General features: G+C 61.3%; 9 protein-coding genes and 1 riboswitch. Of the genes, 1 reads left to right on the top strand and 8 read right to left on the bottom strand.

The window, feature by feature from the left end:
- Positions 1-6: 6 nt before the first annotated feature.
- Positions 7-1,524 carry a YifB family Mg chelatase-like AAA ATPase gene (locus tag ACTQ3R_RS03410; protein ID WP_441777993.1) on the bottom strand — a complete coding sequence of 506 codons (1,518 nt, stop codon included), beginning with the start codon at positions 1,522-1,524 and terminating at the stop codon, positions 7-9.
- Between the two features lie 432 nt (positions 1,525-1,956).
- On the opposite strand from ACTQ3R_RS03410, the gene nifJ reads away from it, so the two are divergent.
- Positions 1,957-5,517 carry a pyruvate:ferredoxin (flavodoxin) oxidoreductase gene (nifJ, locus tag ACTQ3R_RS03405; protein ID WP_441777992.1) on the top strand — a complete coding sequence of 1,187 codons (3,561 nt, stop codon included), beginning with the start codon at positions 1,957-1,959 and terminating at the stop codon, positions 5,515-5,517.
- A gap of 104 nt (positions 5,518-5,621) precedes the next feature.
- Here nifJ and ACTQ3R_RS03400 read toward each other — a convergent pair whose 3' ends face one another.
- The 7 genes from ACTQ3R_RS03400 to purM form a co-directional block, all read right to left on the bottom strand.
- The gene (locus tag ACTQ3R_RS03400; protein WP_441777991.1) at positions 5,622-6,287 is read right to left on the bottom strand and encodes an HAD family hydrolase; all 666 of its coding nucleotides are present in this window, start codon (positions 6,285-6,287) and stop codon (positions 5,622-5,624) included.
- Positions 6,284-7,540 carry a phosphoribosylamine--glycine ligase gene (purD, locus tag ACTQ3R_RS03395; protein ID WP_441777990.1) on the bottom strand — a complete coding sequence of 419 codons (1,257 nt, stop codon included), beginning with the start codon at positions 7,538-7,540 and terminating at the stop codon, positions 6,284-6,286. The genes ACTQ3R_RS03400 and purD overlap by 4 nt, the downstream gene beginning before the upstream one ends.
- A gap of 195 nt (positions 7,541-7,735) precedes the next feature.
- On the bottom strand, positions 7,736-8,908 hold the full coding sequence (locus ACTQ3R_RS03390; RefSeq protein ID WP_441777989.1) for a phosphoribosylaminoimidazolecarboxamide formyltransferase: 1,173 nt from the start codon (positions 8,906-8,908) through the stop codon (positions 7,736-7,738).
- A 1-nt stretch (position 8,909) separates the two neighbouring features.
- Complete coding sequence (locus ACTQ3R_RS03385) at positions 8,910-9,662, bottom strand: IMP cyclohydrolase (protein ID WP_441777988.1); 753 nt, start codon at positions 9,660-9,662, stop codon at positions 8,910-8,912.
- The gene (locus ACTQ3R_RS03380; protein WP_441777987.1) at positions 9,649-9,864 is read right to left on the bottom strand and encodes a hypothetical protein; all 216 of its coding nucleotides are present in this window, start codon (positions 9,862-9,864) and stop codon (positions 9,649-9,651) included. The genes ACTQ3R_RS03385 and ACTQ3R_RS03380 overlap by 14 nt, the downstream gene beginning before the upstream one ends.
- Positions 9,865-9,913: 49 nt before the next feature.
- Positions 9,914-9,993, bottom strand: a riboswitch (ZMP/ZTP riboswitch).
- A gap of 47 nt (positions 9,994-10,040) precedes the next feature.
- Positions 10,041-10,667, bottom strand: a complete 627-nt coding sequence (purN, locus tag ACTQ3R_RS03375; RefSeq protein ID WP_441777986.1) for a phosphoribosylglycinamide formyltransferase — start codon at positions 10,665-10,667, stop codon at positions 10,041-10,043.
- Positions 10,664-11,707, bottom strand: a complete 1,044-nt coding sequence (gene purM, locus ACTQ3R_RS03370; RefSeq protein WP_441777985.1) for a phosphoribosylformylglycinamidine cyclo-ligase — start codon at positions 11,705-11,707, stop codon at positions 10,664-10,666. The genes purN and purM overlap by 4 nt, the downstream gene beginning before the upstream one ends.
- Positions 11,708-11,719 lie beyond the last annotated feature (12 nt).

The raw sequence follows: 11,719 nt of genomic DNA, 5'->3' as shown, positions 1-11,719 counted from the left end.
TTATTTCTAACGGCGCAGATAGGCGGGGGGACGGTACTGAAGTGCTTCGGCCAGGTGGGGGACCTGAATGGCGTCGCTTCCATCCAGATCGGCGATGGTCCGGGCCACCCGGAGGATGCGGTCGTAGCTCCGGGCAGTGAGGCCCATGCGGTCGAAGGCGCCTTTCATCAGTCTCTGGCACCCCTCGTCCAGGGCACAGAACCGGTCCAGTCCCTCTCGGCCCAGCCGGGCGTTGCAGGGGACTCCGGTGAGGTCCTGACGGGCGGTTTGGAGATTCCGGGCCTTGTCCACACGGACCTTGACCTGGGTGGAGGACTCAGAGCGTTCCCCCTGGGCCAGCTCCTCAAATTCCAAGGGAGCTACCTCCACAAACAGGTCCAGTCGGTCCAGCAGAGGCCCGGAGAGACGGGAGAGATACTTCTTGACCTCGCTTTCGGTGCACCGGCACCGGCCGGAGGGGTGGCCGTACCAGCCGCACTTACAGGGGTTCATGGCACACACCAGCATAAAGCGGCTGGGGTAGGTGACGGTGCCTGCGGCGCGGGAGATCTGGACCTGGCCGTCCTCCAGAGGCTGGCGCAGCACCTCCAGCACCTCCTTGGGAAATTCGGGCAGCTCGTCCAGAAACAGGACCCCGTTGTGAGCCAGAGAGATCTCGCCCGGACGGGGGTTGGAGCCGCCGCCCGCCATTCCGGTGGAGGAGACGGTGTGGTGGGGCGAGCGGAAGGGACGCAGGGTGATCAGGGGCTGCTCCGGGGTGGTCAGGCCCATGACCGAGTGGATCTCGGTGGATTCCAGGGCCTCTTCCTGGGTCATGTCGGGCAAAATTCCCGGCAGGCGCCGGGCCAGCATGGACTTGCCCGTCCCCGGAGGGCCGGACATGAGAAGACTGTGCCCTCCGGCGGCGGCAATTTCCAGGGCCCGCTTCACCTGCTCCTGGCCTTTCACCTCGGAAAAGTCGGGACAGTGGACCGTCTGACTGCCCGGCTTCCAGGCCGGGGCGGGGGAGAGGGGCTCCTCCCCGGTGAGGTGGCGCACCAGCTGCCCCACATCCCGGAGGGGATAAATGGTGGGGCCTTCGGCCAGAGTGGCCTCGGCGGCATTGTCCTCGGGGACAAACAGTACCTCAATGCCCGCCCGTTTTGCGGCCAGGGCCATGGGAAGCATACCCGCGCAGGGCCGCAGCTGACCCGACAGGGACAATTCCCCCACAAAGGCGCAGTTGCCTTTCGGCAGCTTCAGCTGTCCGCCTGCGGCCAGAATTCCCACCAGAATGGGCAAGTCGTACAGGGTGCCCACCTTTTTCACATGGGCAGGGGCCAGGTTGACGGTGATCCGGCTGACGGGGAAGGTAAAGCCGCAGTTCTTGATGGCCGCACGTACCCGCTCCCGAGCCTCACTCACTGCCGCGTCAGGCAGGCCCACCACCGTAAAGGCGGGCAGGCCGCTGGACAGGTCGCACTCGGCAGACACCGGATAGCCGGACACCCCCTGCAGTCCCAGGGAACGAATGGAACAGACCACTGCCCCCACCTCCTCCTTAGAAATGTGTCAGTATAATAAAACCATTTTACCTGTTTCTTCCCTGCTTTTCAAGAGCGAAGGAAACGGGGGCGCCTCCCGGACCGTTGTTCTCGGAGAAAAGGACTGTGGATCGGGGTGGCGGAAAAGGGAGGAGGAACATGGAGGGGATTTTTTTGCCCGTGAGGCTGAAAAAATGCAGGTAAAAAGTTTACAAACACTTAAAAAAGTGATACACTGTCCCCGTACACAAAAATGACCAGCACCCTTTCTGCCGGGGTGCGGTACTGTTATGTCCCGGCATAATTAAACAGCTATAGCATCTATAACTGTTTTCACCATAGCCAGATTTGGACAGGGCTGTACAATAGAGCAGAAAGCGTTTCCGGGGCGTGGCTTCCACGCCCCAAAATAAGGAAGAAAGTAGGGAACTCTATGGCAAGAAAGTTCAAAACCATGGACGGCAACAATGCTGCGGCATATGTCAGCTACGCCTTTACCGAAGTAGCGGGCATTTACCCCATTACACCGTCCAGCCCCATGGCTGACTATGTTGACCAGTGGGCGGCCCAGGGCCAGAAGAACATCTTCGGTACCACTGTCAAGGTCATCGAGATGCAGTCTGAGGCCGGTGCCGCCGGTACCGTTCACGGCTCGCTGAATGCGGGCGCCCTGACCACCACTTATACCGCCTCCCAGGGCCTGCTGCTGATGATCCCCAACATGTACAAGATCGCCGGCGAGCTGCTGCCCTGTGTGTTCCATGTCTCCGCCCGTACCGTGGCCACCCAGTCTCTGAACATCTTTGGTGACCACTCCGACGTGATGGCCTGCCGCCAGACCGGCTTTGCCATGCTGGCTGAGGGCAACGTGCAGGAGGTTATGGACCTGGGTGCTGTGGCCCACCTGGCCGCCATCAAGGGCCGCGTTCCCTTTATCAACTTCTTCGACGGCTTCCGTACCTCCCACGAGATCCAGAAGGTCGCCATTTGGGATTATAACGACCTGGCTGAGATGGTGGACATGGACGCGGTCAACGCCTTCCGTAAGCGCGCGCTGAACCCCGAGCACCCCACCATGCGCGGCTCCCACGAGAACGGCGACATCTTCTTCCAGCACCGCGAGGCTGCCAACAAGTACTATGATGCCCTCCCCGAGATCGTGGAGGAGTACATGGGCAAGGTCAATGCCAAGCTGGGCACCAACTATCAGCTGTTCAACTACTACGGCGCTGCTGACGCCGACCGGGTGATCATCGCCATGGGTTCCATCTGTGACGTGGCCGAGGAGGTCATCGACTACATGAACGCCCACGGTGAGAAGGTGGGCCTCATCAAGGTCCGTCTGTACCGCCCCTTCCGTGCGGACAAGCTCATCGCCGCCATCCCCGCTACCGCCAAGAAGATCGCGGTTCTGGACCGCACCAAGGAGCCCGGCGCTCTGGGCGATCCTCTGTACCTGGACGTGATCACCGCTCTGGCCGGCGCCGGCATCACCGACAAGACTGTCGTGGGCGGCCGCTATGGTCTGGGTTCCAAGGACACCCCGCCCAAGAGCGTGTTTGCCGTGTATGAGAACCTGGCTCAGGCCGAGCCCAAGAACCACTTCACCATCGGCATTGTGGACGATGTGACCAACACCTCCCTGGAGGAGAAGGCCTCTCCCAATACCGCTGCTGAGGGCACCATCGAGTGCAAGTTCTGGGGCCTGGGCGGCGACGGTACCGTTGGCGCCAACAAGAACTCCATCAAGATCATCGGCGACCACACCGACAAGTACGTGCAGGCCTACTTCCAGTACGACTCCAAGAAGACCGGCGGTGTGACCATCAGCCACCTGCGTTTCGGCGACAAGCCCATCCGCAGCCCCTACTACATCAACAAGGCCGACTTCGTGGCCTGCCACAACCCCTCTTACGTCACCAAGAACTTCCCCATGGTGCGTGACGTGAAGCCCGGCGGTGTCTTTATGATCAACTGCCAGTGGTCCAAGGAGGAGCTGGAGCACCACCTGTCCGCTGAGGCCAAGCGGTATATCGCGGAGAACGACATCCAGCTGTACACCATCAACGCCATCGACCTGGCCGCTCAGATCGGCATGGGCAAGCGTACCAACACCATCCTCCAGTCCGCCTTCTTCTCCCTGGCCAAGGTTATGCCCGAGGCCGAGGCCATCCAGTACATGAAGGACGCTGCCACCCACTCCTACCTGAAGAAGGGCCAGGACGTGGTTGACATGAACCACAAGGCCATCGACGCCGGCGCCACCGCCTATGTGAAGATCGATGTGCCCGCTTCCTGGAAGGATGCCAAGGACGAAGAGAAGGTCAGCAAGCACACCGGCCCCGTGAAGCTGGTGGACATGGTCAACAAGATCCTGGATCCTGTGGACCGCATGGACGGCGACAGCCTGCCTGTTTCCGCCTTCGTGCCTCACGCCGACGGCACCTTCGAGCTGGGCGCTGCCGCCTATGAGAAGCGCGGCGTGGCCGTTCAGGTTCCCACCTGGGATGCCACCAAGTGTATCCAGTGTAACCAGTGCTCCTACGTCTGCCCCCACGCCACCATCCGTCCCTTCGCCCTGACCGAGGAGGAGGCCGCCAAGGCTCCCGAGGCCGCCAAGATCGTGGACGTGAAGGCCGGCAAGGGCAAGGGCACCTACAAGTTCTCCATCGCGGTCAGCCCCCTGGATTGTATGGGCTGCTCCGTGTGTGCCAACATCTGCCCCGTGAAGGCCCTGACCATGGTGCCTCAGGAGCAGGAGGCCAAGCAGCAGGACGTGTTCGACTACATGGTGGCCAATGTCACCGTGAAGGAGGACGTGGCCGACCTGACCGTGAAGGGCAGCCAGTTCAAGAAGCCTCTGCTGGAGTTCTCCGGTTCCTGCGCCGGCTGTGCCGAGACCGCTTACGCCCGTCTCATCACCCAGCTGTTCGGCGACCGGATGTATATCTCCAACGCCACCGGCTGTTCCTCCATCTGGGGCGGTCCCGCTGCTACCTCTCCCTACACCACCAATGCTGAGGGTCACGGTCCCGCCTGGGCCAACTCCCTGTTTGAGGACAACGCCGAGCACGGCCTGGGCCTGTATCTGGGCCAGAAGGCCATCCGCAGCCGTTTGGCCGCCAAGACCGAGGCTCTGATCGCCATCGACTACACCGACGAGGCCGTCAAGGTTGCCGGCAAGGAGTGGCTGGACACCATGGAGGACGGCGCCGCCAACGGCGAGGCCACCAAGAAGTATGTGGCTGCCCTCCAGGATGCCGTGAAGGAAGACTGCCCCTGCGAGGCCTGCGCTCTGGGCCGGGATATCCTCCGGGATCAGGAGTACCTGGCCAAGAAGTCCGTGTGGATCTTCGGCGGCGACGGCTGGGCCTACGACATCGGTTACGGCGGTGTGGACCACGTCCTGGCTTCCGGCGAGGATGTGAACATCTTCGTCTTCGATACTGAGGTCTACTCCAACACCGGCGGCCAGGCTTCCAAGGCCTCCAACATCGGCCAGGTGGCTCAGTTCGCCGCTGCCGGTAAGGTGATGCCCAAGAAGTCTCTGGCTGAGATCGCCATGACCTACGGCTACGTGTATGTGGCTCAGGTTGCCATGGGCGCCAACCCCAACCAGACCCTGAAGGCCATTGCTGAGGCTGAGGCCTATCACGGTCCTTCCCTGATCATCGGCTACGCTCCCTGTGAGATGCATTCCATCAAGGGCGGCATGGCCAACTGCCAGGCTGAGATGAAGAAGGCGGTTGAGTGCGGCTACTGGAATATGTTCCGCTTCAACCCCGCTGCCAAGGCTGAGGGCAAGAACCCCTTCACCCTGGACAGCAAGGCTCCCGCCGGCGGCTATCAGGAGTTCCTGATGAACGAGGCCCGCTACTCCTCCCTGACCCGCTCCTTCCCCGAGCGCGCCAAGGAACTGTTCGCCAAGAACGAGGAGACCGCCAAGGCCCGTTACGAGCACCTCATCCGTCTGCAGCAGATGTACGAGGGCTAAGCGCCTCCATTCATAAGCACAAAGGGCCGGGATGGAATTCCATCCCGGCCCTTTTTATGAAAAAACCGCCTGACACAAAAAAATCAGTGTCAGGCGGTTTTCCATTACAGCACTTGTGCCAGATAATCTTTTAGCTCTAACAGGGAGGTAAATTTCTGAAATGCCAGTGCCTCCAGCTCTGGGGTAGGGGGGAGGAGGTCAGGAATCATCACCGTCATCATTCCGGCGGCATGGGCGGAGAGTACGCCATTTTTGGAGTCCTCTACTGCCATGGAATGGACGGGATCGATGTCCAGCGCCTGGCAGGCGGTGAGGTAGATTTCCGGGTGAGGCTTGCCATGGCTGACCTTATCTCCGGTGATCACCGCTTGAAAATATGGCTCCAGGCCAGAGCTTTCCAGCTTAAACTGGGTGGTGGGCCATCCGCTGGAGGTGGCCATGGCCACGGGAAGCTGTTTCTGAGCACAGAATTCCAGCAGTTCCCGCGCGCCTTCCTTCACGGGCACCCCCTCCCGGTTCAGCTTTTCCCGGCTGCGTTGGGAGCAAGTGGCCAGAAATTCGTCCAGAGGAAAATCCGCAGAACAGACCGACCGGAGCAGGGCGACGATCCCTTCCCGGTTCCGGCCGATAAGTTCCATGTAGTGCTCCGCAATCGCCGTTGCCTTCCATTCCTGGGCTACTCCCAGCCAGACAGTACGGGCCAGACGCTCAGTGTCAAAAAGGGTGCCGTCCGCGTCAAAGACGATCCCCTGGAGAGAAAGCTTGCTCATACTTTACCGATGTCCGTGCGGAAGTGCATGTCCTGGAAGGAGATGGGCTTGGCGGCCTCATAGGCCTTGGCAATGGCATCCTCCAGGGTAGCTCCGGTGGCGGTAACACCCAGAACGCGGCCGCCGGCGGTGAGGATCTCACCGTTTTCTCCCGCCTTGGTGCCCGCGTGGAAGACGGTGGCGGACTGGCCTGCCTCTTCCAGGCCGGAGATGGGGTAGCCGCTCTGGTACTTCACCGGATAGCCGCCGGAGGCCAGTACGATGCAGCAGGCCGCGCCGGGTTTCCACTTGATGTCTATCTGGTCCAGAGTGCCGTCCACACAGGCCTCGAAGATGTCCATCAGGTCGCTGTCCAGCATGGACAGGATGGGCTGGGTCTCCGGGTCGCCAAAGCGGGCGTTGTACTCCACCACACGGGGGCCGTCCTTGGTGAGCATGAGGCCGAAGTAGATGACCCCCTTGAAGGGCCGGCCCTCGGTCTTCAGGGCCTCCACAGTGGGACGGAAGATCTGCTCCTCACAGACCTTGGCGATCTCCGGGGTGTACTTGGGGGAGGGGCAGAAGGCGCCCATGCCGCCGGTGTTGGGGCCCTGGTTGCCGTCATAGGCACGCTTGTGGTCCTGAGAGGACAGCATGGGAACCAGGTGCTCTCCGTCGCAGAAGGCCAGCACGGTGACCTCGGGGCCTACCATGCACTCCTCGATGACCACGGTGGAGCCGCTCTCGCCAAACTTCTTGTCCTCCATCATCTCACGGGCAGCGGCCTGAGCCTCCTCTACGGTGGAGGCCACGACCACGCCCTTGCCCAGAGCCAGACCGTCGGCCTTGACCACGATGGGCGCACCCTGCTGGGCAATGTAGGCCAGAGCCTTATCAAGCTCTGTAAAGGTTTCATACTTTGCAGTAGGGATGTGGTATTTCTTCATCAGTTCTTTGGAAAAGGCCTTGCTGGCCTCAATGATGGCAGCGTTGGCCCGTGGACCGAAGGCCCGGATACCGGCCGCCTCCATGGCATCCACCATGCCCAGGGCCAGGGGATCATCAGGGGCCACCATGACAAAGTCCATGGCGTTCTCCTTGGCCCACGTTACCATTCCGTCTACGTTTGTGGCCTTGATGGGCACACAGGTGGCAACCTGGGCAATGCCGCCGTTACCGGGGGCGCAATAGAGCTCAGTTACCTTGGGGCTCTGAGCCAGCTTCCAGCAAATGGCGTGCTCACGGCCGCCGCCGCCGACTACGAGTACTTTCATTGCGATATTCCTCATTTCTCATTTGTTTGTAGCCCCCTCTGTGGAGAAGCTTGATCAGTATGGTTCCCCACATGGCCCCCTCGGAGAGCGGAGGGGATATTGCGGCGAAACCGCATATCCAGGGGGAACTGGTTCCCCCTGGAAGGCGCATATGGGAGCGAAGCGACAGCCTTTCCGCAGAAAGGCGATGCGCCTTTAGTGGTGGAACAGCCGGATTCCGGTAAAGGCCATCACCATGTTGTACTTGTCGGCGGTGGCAATCACCTGGTCGTCCCGGATGGAACCGCCGGGCTGGACGATGTACTGGACGCCCGACTTGTGGGCACGCTCCACGTTGTCCCCGAAGGGGAAGAAGGCATCGGAGCCCACGGTGACCCCGGAGAGCTGAGCGATCCAGGCGGACTTTTCTTCCTGGGTCAGCACTTCAGGCTTCGTCTTGAAGATGGTCTGCCACACCCCGTCGGCCAGCACGTCGTCGTGCTCGTCAGAGATGTACAGGTCGATGGCGTTGTCCCGGTTGGGGCGGCGGATATCGTCTACAAAGTCCAGAGCCAGAACCTTGGGGTGCTGGCGCAGCCACCAGATGTCCGCCTTGCTGCCGGCCAGACGGGTGCAGTGGATGCGGCTCTGCTGGCCGGCGCCCACGCCCAGGGTCTGGCCGTTTTTCACATAGCACACGGAGTTGGACTGGGTATACTTCAGGGTGATGAGGGCCAGGAGCATGTCGTTTTTGGCCTGCTGGGACAGCTGCTTGTTCTGGGTGACGATGTTCTGGAGCATAGCCTCGTCGATCTTCAGGTCGTTGTAGCCCTGTTCAAAGGTAATGCCGAAGATGTTCCGGCGCTCCAGGGGGGCGGGGGTGTACTCCGGGTCGATCTCAATGACGTTGTAGCCGCCCTTGCGCTTGGTTTTCAGAATTTCCAGCGCCTCGTCGGTGTAACCGGGGGCAATGACGCCGTCCGAGACCTCCTCCGCCAGGAAGCGGGCGGTGTCGCCGTCGCAGGTGTCACTGAGGGCGGCCCAGTCTCCGAAGGAGCACAGGCGGTCGGCTCCACGGGCCCGGATGTAGGCGCAGGCGATGGGGGAGAGGTCCCCCTCGGGAGCAAAGTAGATCTTCCGCTCCACCTCGGTGAGGGGCAGGCCCAGGGCGGCCCCGGCGGGGGAGACATGCTTGAAGGAGGCAGCGGCAGGCAGGCCGGTGGCCTGTTTCAGGGCTTTGACCAGCTGCCAGGAGTTCAGAGCGTCCATAAAGTTGATGTACCCCGGACGGCCGTTTAAAACCTTCAGGGGCAGCTCGCCTTCCTCCATGAAGATCCGGGCGGGCTTCTGGTTGGGGTTGCAGCCGTATTTCAGTTCCAGTTCGGTCATGTCAGTTCTCCTCCTTCCAGATGGAGGCCTTGGGGGCGCTGTGGGTGCGCTCACCGTGCTTATTGATGATGACGGTTTCAGGGAAGCCGTTGCGCAGGTCGATGTAGCGCACGAAGAGGGAGACTTTGTTGTCCTCGTTAAGGCTGCCCCAGAGCTGATCGGCCAGCTCGTCAGCGCTCTTGGCGGTGATGGCTACCTCCACCGGCTCGCCGTGGAAGGAGGGACGGGGATCGCCGAAGCCCTCGTAGGTGCTGATGAAGTGGCCGGTGCCGTACCGGGGCATATACTCAAAGAACTGCCGCTGGCACAGGCGGTCCTGGCCCTCCTTCAAAATGGACAGGCGGTAGTTGCCGGAGCGGTCCATGAGGCCGGAGATCCGGGGGGTGAAGTTGGGCTCGTCGGGCTCATACTCACGGGTACGCAGGGACTCCTCAAAGGTCTTGCCCGCCACAAGAAAATCCCGGACCGTGTCCGTCTGGTCCCCATTGGTGACGATGGTGGTGGAACACACCATGCGCACCGGGTGGTAGATGATGAGGGAGGGGTCGGTCATCTTGCTCTCGTCATAGGCTTTGGTGCGGATGCCGTCCTCAGTGGTTTCGAAAATCCGGTTGCGGCTGTTTTCACTGCGGCCCATGATAAAGTAAGCCATGACGGCCTGGGCCCAAGTGTCGTTATGGGACAGCCCCAGCAGAATGCCCCGGCCGGGATAGGGGCGCTGGGACAGGTAGTCCATCAAATCAAGTTTTGCCATTGGAATCCTCCTTATTCTTCTGCTTGGACGGATCGGGTAAGTGGAGATCCAGCCACTGGTTAAAGCAGCGGAAATAGAATACGATCAAAGGGATCAGACCTGAAATGGCCAGGATGATCCCCAGGGGATACAGGAACGTGAATGTGAGGAGAATGCCGCCCAGGAACAGAAATCCACCCGTTAAAATCAGCTGAAGCTCCATGAAAGAGTCTCCTTTCTGTGCAAAAAGGGCGCACCCGTGGTGTTGTCCATGGATGCGCCCAGACGGTCGGCTTTTACAGAGGCGATGCTCCCCGTGGTTCGTCCACTTCCGTCAGTCACATCGCTTGTTGGTTTGTATCGGGCGCGTTTCCGGTGTAAAGGGAAAACACCGTCCAATTATTGTAAAATACGGACGTTTCGTCCTTCCACCACCAGCTTGTCCTGACAGAACAGGCTGACGGCCTGCGGCAGCAGCTTCCACTCGCACTCTTCCATGATCCTGCGCTGAAGAACCTCCGGCGTGTCGTCCGGGAGGACCTCCACGGTTTTCTGAAGGATGATGGGGCCAGCGTCGCACTCCTGGGTGACGAAGTGGACCGTAGCGCCGGACACCTTGACCCCGTAGGCCAGGGCCTTTTCATGGACGTGGAGCCCAAAACAGCCCGGTCCGCAGAAGGAGGGGATCAGGGAGGGGTGGATGTTAAGGATGGCGTTGGCATAGGACTGAAACAGCTCTTCCGTCACGATGGTCATAAAGCCTGCCATCACCACCAGCTGAATGTCCAGCTCCCGGAGCTTCTCCACCAGGGCCACGGTGAGGTCCCGTGGGGTGGGGTACTGCGCTCGGGAGAGCACATAGCCGGCAACTCCAGCCTTCTTGGCCCGCTCCAGGGCGTAGGCCTGGGGGTTGTTGGAGATCACGGCGACGATTTCCCCGTTAACCAGTTCCCCCCGGTTCTGGGCGTCCAGGAGGGCCTGCAGGTTGGTCCCGCCGCCGGAGACCAGTACGGCGATCTTTTTCATACCAGCTCCACGCCGTCCTCGCCGGCAACTACGCTGCCCACCCGATAGGCCTGCTCACCGGCTTCTTTCAGCACGGCCAGGGCCTTGTCCGCCTGATCGGCGGGGAGAGCCAGCAGCATGCCCAGACCCATATTGAAGGTGTTGTACATATCCCGCTCAGGGATGTTCCCCTTCTTCTGGATCAGGTCAAAGATGGGCAGGCGGGGGAAGGAGTTCAGATCGATGCGGGCAGTGAGGCCCTCGGTCATCATCCGGGGCACGTTCTCATAGAAGCCGCCGCCGGTGATGTGGCTGATGGCGTGGATGTCCACACCCTCCTTGAGCAGGGCCTTGATGGCCTTCACGTAGATCCGGGTGGGGGTGAGCAGGGTCTCGCCCAGGGCCTTGCCGCCCAGCTCCTCCATGGGGGAGGTGAGGTCGGCGTGCTCTACGTCCAGCACCTTGCGTACCAGAGAGAAGCCGTTGGAGTGGACGCCGGTGGAGCCCAGGCCAATGAGGGCGTCCCCTTCGGCCAGGCGCTTACCGTCGATGATCTTTTCCTCGTCCACAATGCCCACGGAGAAGCCGGCCACGTCGTAGTCGTCCTCGGGCATCATGCCGGGGTGCTCGGCGGTCTCGCCGCCTACCAGGGCACACTCACCCTGGCGGCAGCCCTCGGCAATGCCGGCGACGATCTCGGCAATACGCACCGGATCATTTTTGCCGCAGGCGATGTAGTCCAGGAAGAACAGGGGAGCGGCGCCGCCGCAGATGATGTCGTTGACGCACATAGCCACGCAGTCAATGCCGATGGTGTCGTGCTTGTCCAGCAGCTGGGCCAGGCGCAGCTTGGTGCCCACGCCGTCGGTACCGGAGACCAGCACGGGCTTTTTCATGCCGGCCACATCAGGGGCGAACATGCCGCCAAAGCCCCCCAGGGTGCCCATCACGCCGGGGATATAGGTGGACTCCACCATAGGCTTAATGCGCTTGACGGCCTCGTAGCCGGCGGTGACGTCCACGCCAGCGGCGGCGTAGGAAGCGGAGTGCGAATTTTTCATCTCTAAAACCTC

The organism is Lawsonibacter sp. LCP25S3_E2 (assembly GCF_052117285.1).
Classification (GTDB): Bacteria; Bacillota; Clostridia; order Oscillospirales; family Oscillospiraceae; genus Lawsonibacter.
The sequence above is the reverse complement of the archived record's forward strand: the minus strand, read 5'-3'. Positions and strand labels throughout refer to the sequence as shown.